Annotated in this window: 11 protein-coding genes and 1 pseudogene; 3 read left to right on the forward strand and 9 right to left on the reverse strand. The window is 46.6% G+C overall.

The genetic code is table 11. The features are described from left to right. Positions 1-469 precede the first annotated feature (469 nt). Positions 470-1222, reverse strand: coding sequence for an SDR family NAD(P)-dependent oxidoreductase (locus AC1DSE_RS16220; RefSeq protein ID WP_477527896.1), 753 nt, complete (start codon positions 1220-1222; stop codon positions 470-472). A gap of 162 nt (positions 1223-1384) precedes the next feature. Between AC1DSE_RS16220 and AC1DSE_RS16225 the strand changes: the two genes are divergently transcribed. Next, a complete protein-coding gene (locus AC1DSE_RS16225) occupies positions 1385-2068 on the forward strand; it encodes an HAD family hydrolase (protein ID WP_477510412.1) in 684 nt (227 codons plus the stop codon). 315 nt (positions 2069-2383) lie between these two features. Further along, positions 2384-3712, forward strand: a complete 1329-nt coding sequence (locus AC1DSE_RS16230) for an FAD-dependent oxidoreductase (protein ID WP_441882752.1) — start codon at positions 2384-2386, stop codon at positions 3710-3712. Positions 3713-3815: 103 nt separating this feature from the next. Here AC1DSE_RS16230 and AC1DSE_RS16235 read toward each other — a convergent pair whose 3' ends face one another. Continuing rightward, positions 3816-4784 carry a glycoside hydrolase family 43 protein gene (locus AC1DSE_RS16235; RefSeq protein WP_477527897.1) on the reverse strand — a complete coding sequence of 323 codons (969 nt, stop codon included), beginning with the start codon at positions 4782-4784 and terminating at the stop codon, positions 3816-3818. A gap of 234 nt (positions 4785-5018) precedes the next feature. On the opposite strand from AC1DSE_RS16235, the gene AC1DSE_RS16240 reads away from it, so the two are divergent. Next, positions 5019-5933 (forward strand): ArsR/SmtB family transcription factor, encoded by a 915-nt coding sequence (locus AC1DSE_RS16240; RefSeq protein WP_441882668.1) that lies wholly within the window; start codon positions 5019-5021, stop codon positions 5931-5933. A gap of 37 nt (positions 5934-5970) precedes the next feature. Here the strand turns inward: AC1DSE_RS16240 and AC1DSE_RS16245 are convergent, their stop codons facing one another. From AC1DSE_RS16245 to AC1DSE_RS16275, 7 genes and pseudogenes are all read right to left on the reverse strand, one after another. Then, positions 5971-8958, reverse strand: a complete 2988-nt coding sequence (locus AC1DSE_RS16245) for a LamG-like jellyroll fold domain-containing protein (protein ID WP_477510410.1) — start codon at positions 8956-8958, stop codon at positions 5971-5973. Between the two features lie 15 nt (positions 8959-8973). Next, positions 8974-9954 carry a carbohydrate ABC transporter permease gene (locus AC1DSE_RS16250; RefSeq protein WP_441912869.1) on the reverse strand — a complete coding sequence of 327 codons (981 nt, stop codon included), beginning with the start codon at positions 9952-9954 and terminating at the stop codon, positions 8974-8976. 5 nt (positions 9955-9959) lie between these two features. Continuing rightward, on the reverse strand, positions 9960-10838 hold the full coding sequence (locus tag AC1DSE_RS16255; protein ID WP_477510409.1) for a carbohydrate ABC transporter permease: 879 nt from the start codon (positions 10836-10838) through the stop codon (positions 9960-9962). A gap of 2 nt (positions 10839-10840) precedes the next feature. Continuing rightward, the gene (locus tag AC1DSE_RS16260; protein ID WP_477510408.1) at positions 10841-13207 is read right to left on the reverse strand and encodes a DUF5696 domain-containing protein; all 2367 of its coding nucleotides are present in this window, start codon (positions 13205-13207) and stop codon (positions 10841-10843) included. Between the two features lie 9 nt (positions 13208-13216). Next, entirely contained in the window at positions 13217-13834 is a 618-nt protein-coding gene (locus AC1DSE_RS16265) for a YIP1 family protein (protein ID WP_076267169.1), read from the reverse strand. Then, a complete protein-coding gene (locus AC1DSE_RS16270) occupies positions 13818-15317 on the reverse strand; it encodes a hypothetical protein (RefSeq protein ID WP_477527898.1) in 1500 nt (499 codons plus the stop codon). Before AC1DSE_RS16270 ends, AC1DSE_RS16265 begins: the two co-directional genes overlap by 17 nt. Before the next feature lie 13 nt (positions 15318-15330). Beyond that, positions 15331-15552: pseudogene (locus AC1DSE_RS16275) on the reverse strand (carbohydrate ABC transporter permease); the annotation flags it as partial.

Here is a 15552-nt window from a genome sequence, read left to right on the forward strand (position 1 = left end):
GAAGTGGAGTCCTGTGTAATATGAAGGATTTCATAAAAAGTAAGCCATGAAGTAAATACTCATCTCGCAGAAGCTGCCTAAACCATTCTAGAGAGGAGTATTTATTCATGGCTCCATTTCAGGTTACACTTGGTCTAGATCACCAATGATGCATCCAGCTGTTTATCGAGGAGTCTAGGGGCGCAGGCGTAACAGTTAAAGATGGGGTTTCACACATAAGCATGGACTTCGCACCTTTGTAAAAAATGATCTAGAAAATAGGCTTATTTTCGCTCCCTCATAGTCAGGCTGTTTTATGATAATCACTGCTTTAAATAAAGCAATGGCAGTCTCAAAAGCAGATAAACTGCTTTTGAGACTGCCTCTTTTTATTAAACAAATATACTCCATATGGCGCTGACACACTACGAGATCTGCCCCAACACCTCCGCCCTTATGCCATTACACTCGCTCTACATCCCCCGTCAAATTACTCCTCATAAATCATTTTTCTAGTCATACCGCCATCAATTGTGATGTGGGTTCCGGTTACAAAATCATTTTGAGGGTCTGTTAAATATAGGCATGCCCGTGCAATATCMTCCGGTTTGCCTACCCGCTTAGACGGATGCTGCTCATGATCCTCTGGGCGCAGCTTGCTGTAATCACCCGTTTCGATCCAACCTGGACATATTGCGTTAACCGTAATATGATCTGGGCCGAGCGAAACCGCCATCGCGTGGGTTAGCGATAGGATCCCGCCTTTGGATGCCGCATAGGCTTCTGAATTCGGTTCTGACATCATTGCTCTCGTAGAAGAAATGTTTACGATAGCTCCACCGCCGGTTGTCCGCATCAACTTGGCAGCCTCACGCGAGCAGACAAACGTCCCGCGCAGGTTCGTATTCACAACGCTATCCCATTCATCAATGGATAGGTCGTATGGCGACTTCCATATGCCAAACCCCGCGTTGTTTATGACGATGTCTAATCTCCCGACAATTGTTTCCAAATCACGCAGCATTTTAATAATGGCATCAGGCTCGCTCATATCGGCAGAAAGAGATAAAGAATCATAACCTGCCTCTTGCAGCAGCAAGCCAGTCTGCTCCAGTCCTTCTTCGTTTTTATCCACTAATACAGGCAGTGCTCCTTGTTCCGCATAAGCTAGTGCAAGCGCTCGTCCAATACCAGCCCCAGCGCCTGTTATGAGTACAACCTTATCCTCGTATGCTGCTTTCATTTCGAATACCTCCTTAGCGTGCCCTTTTACCTAAAGAGTTTAAAGCAAATCGAAGCAAAATGAAAATCCAAACCACTTACCTCCATCAAGAGGAAAAATACAGCAGCTTCACGAAATAATAGTCAACGGAACAACGGCAGGATTTTTTAGAAAATCTGAAAAATGGAGCTGATCCCTCTGAACACTAAAGCTGTCTTTTTCGATTTATTTGAAACGTTGATAACTGAATTTACGGATGGCAAGCGCACCATCAATAGATCCACGGACGATGCTGCACTTCTCGGCATGAATCATGGCGATTTCAAGAAAGAATGGCGCAAACGGCAAGAAGCAAGAATGACCGGACAATATGTTAACTTCATTGAAGTGATGAGAGACATTTTGGAGAAGCAGAATTTACCTTACAACGAACAAATAGTGGAGCACTTGTATCGAACAAGAATCGATGAAAAACAGGCTCCATTTTTAACGATTCAGCCAGCTGTTCTTGCCATGCTGAAAGAGCTGCAAAGCAAGCACATAAAAATAGGGCTTATTAGCAATTGTACAGAAGAAGAAATTCGCCAGTGGAAAGCTAGCCAGCTTGCTCCCTACTTTGATGATGTCATTTTCTCGTATGAAGTTGGCTTAGCCAAACCAGACATACGTATATATCAATTAGCCTGTGATAGGTTAGGCGTATTACCCGAAAATGCAGTATTTGTAGGCGATGGCGGTTCTAATGAGCTGGATGGCGCATTCAACGCTGGCTTTAAAGTTTTCCATGCCTTTTGGTTTAATACCTACATAACAAGCCCCTACACAAAGCTGCTCCATCCTGAACATTTGATAGCCCAATTGCCATAAACGAATAAAAACAGATTTGCTACTCTGATGATTCACAACCCCTGCTCTAGTTTATTATCATCCAATCGTATGGATAAATGGTTACTGTGGAAGTTGTGGACAAAACGTGTCAAATAATCTGAAAATTTAATCAATACTGTAAAAACAGCTTGAACACCCCTTGTCAATTTTCTCAAAAGCGAATATGATAAAAGCAATCAAAGGTTGTGAATCTTTTCACACTGTATAGTATATTGTGAATTAATTCACGTTGTAGGGGCGGCTGCCATAGCAGACTACCCTCTACACATCCCATAGGAGGCGTTTTTTATGACGATGAACATTGCTGTGATTGGCTGTACACATGCAGGAACTGCTGCAATTAAACAAATGGCTGCACTTTACCCGGAGGCCAACATTACCGTTTATGAACGGAATGACAATATCTCGTTTCTATCGTGCGGCATCGCACTGCATGTTGGCGGTGTAGTTAAAAATGCTGAGCAGCTATTTTATGCTTCGCCCGAGCAGCTCGCTGAGCTTGGCGTGAAGACGCATATGCGACATGATGTGCTTGCAGTAGATACGGATGCCAAACAAATTCAGGTCCGCAATCTTGTAACTGGCGACGAATTTACTGAAAGCTACGATAAGCTCGTCGTTACAACAGGCTCGTGGCCGATTATTCCACAGATGGACGGCATCGCGCTTGAAAATATCGTTCTTTGCAAAAACTACAACCATTCGAAAGAAATTATCGAGAAAGCAAAAACAGCGAACCGCATTGCAGTTATCGGAGCTGGCTACATCGGTATTGAACTCGTAGAAGCATTTGAACAGCTAGGCAAACAGGTAACCTTAATCGACAATATGGAACGCATTTTATATAAATACTTAGATCGTGAATTTACAGACGTTACAGAGCAGGCATTGATTGATAAAGGGATAACTATCGCAACTGGCCAGACGGTAACTTCGTTCAAGGGCAGCGAGGGTCATGTAACGACGGTCATCACGACAGCTGGAGAATATGAAGCAGATCTCGTCGTGCTTTGCATCGGTTTCCGTCCTAACACTGAGCTGCTGAAAGGCCAAGTTGACATGCTTCCTAACGGCGCGATTATTGTGGATGATTATATGAGAACGAGCAAAGCTGATGTATTTGCTGCTGGCGACAGCTGCGCCATCCACTATAATCCAACAGGGCAAAACGCCTATATTCCTTTAGCCACAAACGCTGTCCGCATGGGAACGCTCGTTGCCAAAAACCTGATGAAACCAACGGTCAGATATCTTGGAACACAAGGCACGTCGGGTATAAAAATTTACGATTATAACATTGCATCGACTGGTTTAACGGAAACAGGCGCACTTGCTGCGGGAATGAATGTGAAAAATGTCACAATCATTGATAGCTACCGACTTGAGTTCATGCCTACCTTTGAGCAAGTGACTTTAAAGGTCGTATATGAAGCGGATAGCGGCAGAATCGTTGGCGCACAGGTGTTATCGAAGGTTGATCTTACCCAGTCGATTAATACGTTGTCGGTTTGCATCCAAAACGGAATGACGATGGAGGAATTAAGCTACGTCGATTTCTTCTTCCAACCGCATTACAACAAGCCATGGAACATGCTTAACCAAGCTGGTTTGCAAGCTGTATAATTTTATAAAAGCTGCAAGGATGGCACTCTGCCATCCTTGCAGCTTTTTTATTATCAATTAATAAACAAAAGCCGCCCTTTTACAGGCGGCTCTTGCCTATTCACTACAAATTATCAGCCGGCGGCTTCCCGAAATCAGGGGTTCCATCAGCGTTCCACRTAAATATCTTGGCGCGGGCGTGACGATTAGGATCAAATAACGGATCGCCTTCAATATCCTTGTAGCTGCGAGCATGATAGATCAAAATATCCTGTTCCCCATCCTCAGACACGGTGAAGCTATTGTGCCCTGGCCCATACTGACTATTTTCCGGGCAGCTTGTAAACACTGGCGTCTGCGTCTTCACCCATGAGAGCGGATCAAGCAGATCACTGTTCTCCTCAGCAGTCAATAAACCCATCGCATAGTTATGATTGGTGGCGCTGCCGGAGTAGGTCATAAATATTTTCCCGCCCCGCTTCAGAACAGCCGCTCCCTCATTTACCATGAAACCAATGACTTCCCAGTCGAGCTCCGGCTTCGTAATCAATACCTGCTTGCTCTTCAGCGTCCAAGGATTGCTCATCGAAGCGATATACAAATTTGTATTGCCTTGAATGGCTGGGTCTTGCTGCGCCCATACTAAATATTGCTCGTCATTATGCAGGAAGCTTGTCGCATCAAGCGAGAAAGAATCCCAATCCGTAATGATCTGGCCCCTCTCCGTCCACTCGCCCTCAAGCGGGTTAGCTGAATCATTTTCAATAACATACATGCGATGCCTGAATGGCGCATCTGCCCTTGCGGCAGCGAAATATACATACCATTTTCCAGCGATAAAATGCAGCTCAGGTGCCCAAATATTGTGGCTCATTGGTCCCGAATCGTGTTTTTCCCATACCACAATCTGCTCAGCATCGGTAAGTCCTTCCAGCGTTTGTGCTCTTCGCAGCTCAATCCGATCATACTCAGGCACAGAACCTGTGAAATAATAATACCCGTCTGTATGCTTCACTACCCACGGATCTGCTCGTTGCTCTATTAACGGATTTCGCAGCTGCTTCTGCGACTGTTCAGATGCTTGTGTGCTCATGTTTCTCTCAGTCCTCCAGCTAATATTTCTATTTTTATAAAATAACTTCATCGATTCATTACTATAAATACGAAGGGTTGCAGTGGTCTAAATATAAATTGTCAAGGTTTCTCTTTGCATATAAAATAGATAAGATATATCAGAATAACATTTTCATTAACGAATTCGACTTCATATTTTCAATCACAAGCTGTAAGGCAAATCCAATGTTAAAAAATTGAGCGGAGTGAACGTATGAAAATTGATATTTCAGATACTCATTTACCCATCTATGAAGCATTAGCCAGCGATGTAAGGCTTAAAATCATACAATTGCTTGCTCTGCAGGAGATGAACATCAAGGATCTCGCACAAGCGCTCGAGCTGAGCAGCCCCATTATGACGATGCATGTGAAGAAGCTCGAAAAAGCCGGTTTAATCAGCTCCGAGATGGTTTCCAGCAGCGGCGGAACCAAAAAAATGTGCAAACTTATCACGGATAGCATTGAGATAGATTTCCCGTCAACACGGCGCCCAGCGCTTCGCACTTATCATGAATCCATCATTTCCATCGGTCACTACACCGACTTTGAAGTGGAGCCTACCTGCGGCCTCGCTACGACTGCTAAAGTCATTGGCATGTTCGATGAGCCGCGTTTTTTTCTCGATCCTGATCGTATCAATGCCAGAATCCTTTGGTTTAGCAGCGGCTTTATTGAATACAAAACAGCCAACTTCTTATTGAAAAGCGAGAAGCCTACTGAGCTCGAAATATCTTTTGAAATTTCCTCCGAGGCTCCTTTTGCCAATGACAATTGGCCTTCGGATATTTCCTTTTACTTAAATGACACCAAAATCGGCCTTTGGACGAGTCCTGGCGACTTCGGCGGTAAACGAGGAAAGTATACCCCCGATTGGTGGTGGGATGAAATTAATCAATACGGCCTGTTGAAGGTGCTGAAGATTACGCAAGCCGGAACCTTCATCGACGGTCAGCAAATATCCGATGTTACCCTTGATGATGTCAACATATTAAGCAAGCAATGGAAATTCCGCATAGCAGTCGAGAAGGACGCCGAAAATGTCGGCGGCGTTACGTTATTCGGCTCTGGGTTTGGCAATTACAATCAAGACATCGTCTTTAAGCTTTATTATGAAAGGAACGAATAAGAGCTAGCGGCGCGAGCTGCTAGCTCTCCATCCCTTTTTACGGTAAATTTTTCAGCCTAAAGATCGTAATGGATTGTTTCGCAAGCTCCAGCGTAAATATGTTAGACAACCCATCAACAGCCTGCTCCTTAGGCAGCACGGCTTCAGGCTCCGCAAACGAATTCTCCACACCCATATCCGCTTGGAGCGACAGCTTCGTTCCTTGCGGGGCTATCGTTTTCCCCTTTATTTCAATAGACGCATTCACTACATAGTCATTGGCATTTACGATTTTCAGAATGATCTCATCTGTCTTCTCATCTCTGCCCGCTATGAAATAGAACGGCTCCTCTCCTTGTTTACCGCCGCGTCCCGCCTCGTACGATTCGCCGCTGCGCATGCGAATTGAAGCTGGCAGTACCGAGCTCGCAAGATGATTGCTGAACATTTGCTGCACATAATAGTTCGGAGTCCCATATACTTCAGCATTATTGAACCAGATTAAATCCGGCGACCACTGTGTATACCCTTCCTTACCGAACAATGGTGCATAGGAAGCCATAGCTACAACATCAGAATTCCGCTCCAACCCGACCATGAACGCCGCTTCAGCCAGCGCTGAACCGAAGCTGTTGCTGCGTTTGCCGTTATGTGCTGCATATTCGCCTACGAACACTTTCGGCCCGTTCCGATCATACGTATCATAACGATTCGAATTCGCTATAAACCAATCAGGATTCATATAATAATGCTCATCGACGATATCTGTTGGCTTATCCTTCTGCCACCGCCAAGCATCATCAAATATAGGACCAGAAGGCGAAGGACCCGCAGACGCAATAAGTTTAATAGTTGGATACTTCTCTTTAATTGCAGCTGCAAACATTTCGTATCTTATAAAATAGTCCGTACCCCAATGCTCGTTGCCAATCGCAAGGTAATGAAGCCCAAACGGCTCAGGGTGTCCATTCTTCGCCCGCTTCGCTCCCCATTTGCTCGTTGCAGAACCATTTGCATATTCGATCAGATCAAGCGCATCTTGGATATAAGAAGCAAGCTCCTCTATTTGCGCTACGTCTGACTGACGGAATTGATCGCCCATTCCTGCATTTACGACAGGCAGCGGTTCTGCTCCAAGATCCTCGCTTAGCTGGAAATACTCATGGAAGCCAAGCCCGTAGCTTTGATAATAAGGTGTCGATAAGGCGCCGCCGCCCCACATATTCGTATTTTGCTTTCGTTCGGAAGGGTCTCCAATCGAATCCTTCCAATTGTAGCGATTGCCGATTCCATCTCCGCCTACGATGCTGCCTCCGGGGAATCTTACGAATGACGGTTTCAAATCAGCCAGCATGCGGACAAGGTCTGCACGCAAGCCGCCTGGCCTATTCTTCCATGTGGATTGCGGGAATAACGAGATCATATCAACGTCGATCTGACCGTTACCGTTCGCACCCAGCACTAATTTAGCGTTTAGAGCTGTTTCAGAAGCTGTTATTGTCCCCTTCAGCTTCGTCCAATTCGTTCCTATTTTCTCGGCTGTGATTGTCGTTTCGCCAAGCCTTTTGCCGCTATCGTCTTCTAGATAAGCAGTAAGCTTAAGCGCTGCATGGTTGCTGCTTCTTACATACATCGAGAAATCATATTTCTCACCTTGCTGCAAAGCGATTCCGCCAAATCCGCTATTTATGATTGCAAACTCATCCTCTTGGGCTGGAGCCCTCACCTGCATCGATAAATAATGGGGATTGTTTGCGTTCAGCGGCGCTTTATCCGCAACCTCTACTGCTCCGTCTCCAGATCCTGCTTTTCTTACCGCCCAGTTCCATAATGAATCGCCGAACTCGAAGGAACGATTTTCAATCAATTCTGCATACACGCCGCCATCACCAGCAAAATTGATATCCTCAAAGAAAATCCCATATAAGGTATCACTTACAGGAGCGCCCGTCTGATCCGCTTGAATGGAAATCGCGTAATCCGCTGCCCCTTCCTCCCATATGCGAAGCGGTATTTTTTTCTCCCCCGCTGCTTTTCCTTTGTTGACCATTGCCGTTAACGTTGCTTCAACATCTCCATGTCCGCTTGCCGGTCTAGTAACTGTGCCATCTGGCGCAACTGTTTCTTCATGATCAGAGGACCAGACGATGCTTGTGCCACCCGGTCCACTGCGCGGCAGCTCTAAAGATTCCATAACACGGCTGCTGCTTGGAAGGGATAACCATTCAACCGCAATAGCAACGGTATCCTGATCGTTCATCCCTTCAGTCAGTTGATCAGCAATTTCATCAGCGGATAGAGCTTCGCTATAAATCCGCACCTCATCTACTTTGCCGGATAAATACGGGTCGACGTCAAATTGCGATTTTCCGATATAATTGCCTGTCGTACCCGCCATATCACTCGGCTTGATTGATAGATCATCATTGCGGGCGATTTCATGCCCATTCAAATAAAGAATGCCCGTGCTGCCAGACCAAGTGAAGGCAATATGCGTCCAGCTGTCCGCCGGAAAATCCGTTTCGGTGCTGATCATTTGCTCGCCGCCGCCATTCTTGATCGCGAGCTTCATCTTGCCTGTTTCTGACATCGGGGTGAGAAACAAATAACGATCCACTCCGTTTCCGAAATCGAATATACGCTGCCAAGTTCGCAGATCGTTAATGTTTACCCATGCAGATATCGTCAGCTCATCCAAACCATTCAAAATTGCCGTAGGCATCTCCGCAAAGGCGCTTGATCCATCCAGCTGCAAGCTGCTTCCGAACTTGCCCTCTTTCTGCAGCACGCCGCCGCTCAGCGTCCCAGTATTATCATGACCTGATGCGTCCAGCAATTCATTCGGTGAAGCGCTCAGTTCCGACTTCTCCGTATGATCGAAAGTGTAGCGCAGCAGCAAACAATTTTGATAAGCCTGCCGCTCATCTCGCTGGGCTGTTTCCTTTATATTAGGCTCCTGCCGCTGGCTGAAGACAATCCAGATAACAGCTGCCACCAATACCAGCAGCAATATGGCAGCCAGCTTCTTCAGACGTATGTCAATCAAGCTGCATCTCTCCTACTATTCACCTGCGATACCGGAACGCTCGACGCTCTCGACGAAATAACGCTGCGTGAACATATACAAAATAAGCACCGGCAGGATCGTTAGCATAACCCCAGCCATAACTTGGTTTTGCAGCGTCGGCGCCATGCCGAGCGTACCTGAGGATACCGAGCTGGATGCCTGCTGAAGATCCAGATTCGCATTGCCGTTGAAGAAAGCCATATTTTGCGCCAGATTGAAATACTCTGGAACGAGTAAATACATATTCGGCTCAAACAGGTCATTCCAGTGCCACACGACCGAGAACAAGAAGACAACCAGCATGGCAGGTTTCGCGAGCGGAAACATAATCATCCAGTACGTCCGGAACGCACCCGCGCCATCGATTCTTGCCGCTTCCTCCAGCACATTCGGCAGCGTTCGGTAAAATTGAATAAAGATAAGGACGAACAAAGAGCCTTTCAGTCCGTGTCCAAGCAGCGCCGGCACAACGAACGGCAGATGCGTATTTACCCAGCCCAAGTCAAGGAAAAAGGTAAACAACGGTACAACGATCGTCTGCGGCGGCACAAGAAATGTAAATACAACCATCGCCAGAAACAACGCTTGACCGGGAAAACGGTAACGTGCGAAGCCGTATCCTACAATTGAACAGCTTACGACTTGAAGCATCGCGCTGCCAAATGAAATGATGGAGCTGTTCAGCAGTCCCGGCCAGAAGTTGATTTCCTCCATCGCGATCGAATAATTCGTTAGATTAAACTGCTTCGGAATCCACTGAATCGTAGCATCCGCTACATCCTCCGGCCGCATCAGCGATTTTGATACCATATAAAGCAGCGGATAAACGAAAACAAACGCCAAGCTGAGAATAACGACATAATAGAAAATCGTTCCGATTACGCCGCGTCCGCGCTTAATCCAAGTAATCTTCCAGACCTCTTCCGCTTTGCCTTGAAGGTCGGCATATTTTTCGGTCATGCTAGGTGAATTCATGCCCTCTACCCCCTACCTTCGGTTGCTGACAAGCTTTTGCGGAAGATGAAGAATACGACCGCTAGCACAACCGAAATCACAATAAAGTAAATCCAGCCCATTGCCGAGCCATAAGCGTAATTATTCGTTTTGAACACATTGTTCATAATGTGATTCATAATTTGGTTATCTGTTTTGGTAAACGAGTTGACGACGCTGTAAAGCGTGTTGACGAACAGCATCGGCATAATCATCGGAAACGTAATCTTCCAGAAGCTTTCCCATTTTGTTGCGCCATCACATTTGGCTGCTTCATATAACGCTGGCGAGATTGTCTGCAAACCCGCGATGAAAATCAATATTTGCACGCCCGAATCCCACATGACGAGGGTTAAAGAATCTGCATATTGAAGCAGCGGGTCCAAGATGCTGTCCGGTATAAAAGCGTTTAGCTTGCTGTAAAGATCGTATTGATAGAAGATCGGGAGCTGGGCAGCACCCTGCTCCAGCAGCTCCCTCAAGATGGCGCCGGAAGCGATAATAACCGGCAGAAAGAATATGCCGCGGAACAATGTACGACCGCGAAACGGACGATTAAGCAGCAATGCGCTGAACATCGCAAAAATCAGAATAAGCGGTACCTGCGTCAGCATCGTTGTCAGCGTAGCTTGCAGCAGCGGCACAAAATCGATGTCAGTCGTAAAGGCAGCCCGGTAATGGGTCAAGCCCGTGTAAGATGCCTTTAGCCCTGCCTTCGTAACCTCTAAATTGTTAAGCGAATAATAAAGTGATTTGCCAAGCGGAATGACCATGAACAGTAAGAAACCGATAACCCATATGGAAATGAACGAGTATCCCTCAAAGATGTGGCGGCCTCTCATCGAGAGTCCAATTTTTTTGCCCATGCTCATTTCCCTCCGTTCTGCATGAGATATCCTGCCGCAGGAATAGATAAGCCGTCAACCGTCGCTGAAGCACTGCCGTAATTGACAATAACCTTTGTTCCATTCGCATACGTTGTTTGGTATACGTTATTGCTCAGCTTCTCATGATCAGCAATCGTCTGATTAGCAATCGCTTTGTAAATAGACTCAAGCTCGTTATATTGCGAAACGGCATCATCAATCCATGTCCTATATTCGGAGCTCCATAACCGATCCTCAAGCGTTCTTTGAAGCTTCGTTGTAGGCTCATAAGTCAGCTCTAGACTAGGCAGCGCACCATACTCTACCATCCGAAGCAGCTCGTTCTGGGCATCATTTCGCAAATTGATTGGATTAGCCGTATAAGGCACCAGCCCGCGTACCGCAATCTGATAGAAAGGAACCGTCTCGTCGTTGTAAATAAAATGGCTGGAATCAAGCGGTGCTCCGCTAATGCCATCAATATGCCCAAGCATATAAGCAAATCCATAATCGACTGACGCTCCGCCGGTAGTCTCCCGAATAGCATCCGCAGCTTTCACCCAAGTTGATGCTGTCTCGCCGCGCGTTGTCAGCGACTTCGGATCGATATCGGAGTACAATGTATTTCCCCAAAAGCTAAGATGGACACCAGAGATGCCAAGCTTAGAATAATCCTTCAGCTCTTTGTTCAGATGTTTGCTGATGACACGCTCTGGCTTCATCCAATAATAAAGTCTACTGTCGTCATTCCATCTGCTGCCAATATAATAGTCCGTACTTGGCGCTACTTCACGATCCATGCCGCGAATGGCATCTTTTGACTTCTTCATGCCGTCGCTATCGGCGATTGCTCGGGCATAGTTTGCTTCCAAATAAAGCGAAACCCCTTTATTAGCGGCATAGGCGGCAAGATCCTTCAAATCCTTTGCTCCGCCCAGCTTCTTCTCCACTGGAAAGTGATCCGGCTGATCGCCATATAAACCATCATCAGACCATCCGGAAAACGTAAGCTCTAAATTCGCGATTCCTTTTTTCTGAAAAGCATCAATAATTTCACGCGCTTGATCGAATGTCGTCATCGAAATGAACGTATTGCCAAGCACCTCATCACGCAAAGTACCGCCAAGCAGCTTCACCTTAAAGGGAACTGCCGTTTGCTCCAAAGGCTTAACTCCTTGCTCTTCTTTCAGAAATTTACCATATGCCTGTGCCATTCCTACATAATCAGCTTCCTTGTCTTGAAGCAGTACGTAACGCAGCTGCCGATCGCCTTTGATCCAGTTGCCTTGGAAAAATGGGATTTCACCCGATGTCCCGATGAAAATCACATCGCTCCAGCGGTATACAAATTCCGCCGACGTCCGGTAATAGGAGATCGCGCGGATGCCTGACGGCGTTCCATTAATCTTCGCATCGTATTGACCTTTCGTTACGATACCGAGCGAACCTACATCGTCGCGGTAATTGCCGAATACCGGCAGCGCAACCATTTCTTTTGGAGCAAGCTTTTGCCGCCACATTTGATCAATATCCGTATGTGATTGCGTAACGTAAGCCGGGTCAGCGCCATAGATCATTTCGGAGTAACCCGCAAAATACTGCGGATGCTTCGCGCTGTATTTCATAAGCGCGCCGGAGCCGTCCGGCAGGAAAATCGCTCCTTCCTCCGTATCCGCAGCAGCGTTCCAGAATGGCAGCGGCTCAATACTTACAAACTTTGCTTTGCCCGCTTCCTTAATGGATGCTTCCGGAATCGAAAGTTCGAAGCCTTTCTCATTCAAGCGATATTCAATCGCAAACTCCAGCTTTTCCTTCACGAATTGGAAGGTTACTTTCGCCCCGCCATCAATCGTCTCGATCTTCAGCTTGTTTTCCTTTTCCTTTGCTAAGTACGTTTGTACAGTATCCGAGCCCTCTGTATACTTCACATGAACGGCGGCATCCATAAACTTCTTATTATTAGGCATCGTCGTTCTAGGTAGCTGCGGCGTCCCCAGCCATTCTTTCTTGGTTCGCTTGTCAACGAGGCGAACATTGCCTGTTTTATCGTCGATGTACATCTTGTAGCTGCCGTTCTCCGCAATTTGCTTTGTAGCAGATACAGGATACAGCTTCACTTCGCCTTGGTCAGCTGGCTCCGCGGTCTCTGCAGCAGACTCTTCTGCTGGAGCCTCCGAAGCTGCTGTTGAATCCGAAGCCGATGCGGCATCTTCATCCGTAGTCGTCTCCGTCGCAGTCGCAGTTGCACTCTTGCCCGCGTCTTCCTCCGCTTGAACACGGGTTTCGCCTTCCACGCTCCCGAAGTGAGGGAATATGCTGACAACGAGCAGCAATGCCACGATAATAAGCCATTTTCGTTGTTTCCTCATCTCGTCCACCTACCTTCGGAAGTTTATTTCTTTGAACATGTCGATTATAAAGTTAAGGAGTTGATTGATTAAGCCAAACATCAGAATACCAATAAACCAAATAATTAATATGCCGACGATGCTCAGCACCGTAATCCAGATCATTTTGCCAAGCTCAAAATCATGAACGATTCTTACCTTTAGCAAGAGCAGCCATCCTACCCAGTAAAGAGTAAGATTGATTAAAAACGAATAAATAGAGCTTTCATCCAGCGCCAAAATATTCGTTAGCAGCGTGATTGGGATAATAAAGATCGCATAAGGAACCAGCGCAAATGCACTGCCGACAAACACTTCCTTAAATTTCCCTTCTCCTTCAAGAATCGCACTGACGCCCCAGTTCGATATCGTCCACGTTACCCATGGCACAACGATCCATATCAGCTCATGTACAAACGAGATCTCATACGTTTCTCTCGTCTCGAACGCATACCCCGTAATTAGAATGGCAACCATTCTCGCGATATAAGCCAGCGCGACGATGAACAACGCTTGCCCCCATTTAATGCGGCCCGGCTCCTGAATATCGTGGTAAAAATCGATCGGGTGCACGAGCACCTGCCGCATCATTTTAAACGTTGCGATCATAAGGCACTCCTCCCTTCACCTRAACCACTTTAGCCGACTTGCGGTCTATCAGCATCGCAGAAGCTCTGCGCCAAACAAAAGGTATGATGTAGCGCAAAAGCACGATAAGCACGATAATGGCTAAACATATCCATGCAAAATGCTCTCTAATATATTCCTTTCGATATTCCTTGAAAGCGACCGAGTAATCGTAACGCGATCTTGCCAGCTCAAAATACTCCATAGCTCCCTTATAGTTTTCCGCTTTATAGAGAGACTTGCCGATTGCGAGATAGGCTAGATCAAAGTTTGCATTCAAATGCAAAACCTCGTTCCACATTCCCTCCGACTCTTTGTATCGTCCATCAACGAATAACCGCGATGCGTCATGCACCAGATCTGCAAATGGCGTCGTACGGAACAAATCGATGCGATTGCGTCCTTTATCGACCACATACACCGTGCCGTCTGCTGACTGATCAAGGCTTGATGGCGTTATAAACAAGCCGTTCTGATCGCCGAGCCCTCCAAACACGAACAAGAAATTCCCAAGCTTATCGTACTGATAAACTTTGCTGGACTGAAGGTCAAGTGCAGTGATAACACCGTCCTTATCTACAGCTAGATCAAGAAACGACGGTACTTCGAAAGGTCCAGCATCAAAACGTCCACCGTACCTTTTAGGAACAATATTGAGCGTATCCACACCAACAGGCGATAACCGCTTCAATTGGTTCATTTCTGTTCCAAGTGTGGACGTGTAGACGAAACCTTCCTCATCCTGCACCGCATTGGAGAACTCGAGCGGCTTAACGACCGACAATTTTGCCTTCTGCTCCTCCGTTGCAACGAGCTTAACGAACAATCTGCTCCAGCTGAAGCCTACATGATTCGCACCATAAAACCCTTTAAATTGCCCGTTCGGATCAATTTGAATGAGGCCCTGTGTGTTTCCGTCACTCACGACAAACATGTAATTCCGCTTATCCACGAGCAGCTTTGATGGAGAATAAGAGAAAGTTGCTCCGAGCAGCGGACTTTCAGGCTTGCCGAACTGCTTCTGGAATTTCCCGTTTTTATCAAAAATAGCGATTCGTTGGTTTTTGGTATCCGCTACATAGATGGTTCCATCCTGCTTCACGTAAACGCCTTTTGGCTCGTTCAGCTTGCCGTCGCCTTCTTCGTCGCCGATAATGTTCAGCACCTCATGCTTCCCATCCAAATGGACGACCCGGCTATTTCCTGTATCCACGATATAGATCGTTCCATCGTCAGCAAGGAAAATATCTTCTGGTGAGCTAAATGGTCCAGATGATAGGTTATAACCGTCAATTGAGCTCTCATACATGTACCCGTTGATCGAGTGAACATCTTGGCCCAGCTTATTTCTCGTATACCCTTCATAAGGAGAGGCCGCGAACGTTTGAACAGGTAGAGCTGTAACTAGCATCAGTAAAGCGATAGCTATACTGACAACGAATCGGAATATCGTAACCTGCTTCATCCCGGTTGTCCTCCTACTCTTTCAGACCTGAATGCGCCATCGTTTGCAGCACTAAGCGCTGCGTTACGATAAAGACGATTATCGTCGGCACAATCATCAATAAACTTGCCGCGGCAAGCGTGCCGACACGCGCAACGACGCCGTATCCACCGCTTAACGTCTGGATTGCCAGCGGCAGCGACTTCATATCCTGATCGGTCGTATAGACCATTGCTGGGTATGGATCATTCCAGGC

It is taken from the genome of Paenibacillus sp. 01L418 (genome assembly GCF_056400045.1).

Excerpts from the sequence above, each read along its gene's own strand:
- AC1DSE_RS16230 (WP_441882752.1), top strand. The coding sequence starts at position 2,384 with ATGAACATTGCTGTGATTGGCTGTACACATGCAGGAACTGCTGCAATT.
- AC1DSE_RS16225 (WP_477510412.1), top strand. The coding sequence starts at position 1,385 with ATGGAGCTGATCCCTCTGAACACTAAAGCTGTCTTTTTCGATTTATTT.
- AC1DSE_RS16265 (WP_076267169.1), bottom strand. The coding sequence starts at position 13,834 with ATGATCGCAACGTTTAAAATGATGCGGCAGGTGCTCGTGCACCCGATC.
- AC1DSE_RS16260 (WP_477510408.1), bottom strand. The coding sequence starts at position 13,207 with ATGAGGAAACAACGAAAATGGCTTATTATCGTGGCATTGCTGCTCGTT.
- AC1DSE_RS16240 (WP_441882668.1), top strand. The coding sequence starts at position 5,019 with ATGAAAATTGATATTTCAGATACTCATTTACCCATCTATGAAGCATTA.
- AC1DSE_RS16250 (WP_441912869.1), bottom strand. The coding sequence starts at position 9,954 with ATGAATTCACCTAGCATGACCGAAAAATATGCCGACCTTCAAGGCAAA.
- AC1DSE_RS16255 (WP_477510409.1), bottom strand. The coding sequence starts at position 10,838 with ATGGGCAAAAAAATTGGACTCTCGATGAGAGGCCGCCACATCTTTGAG.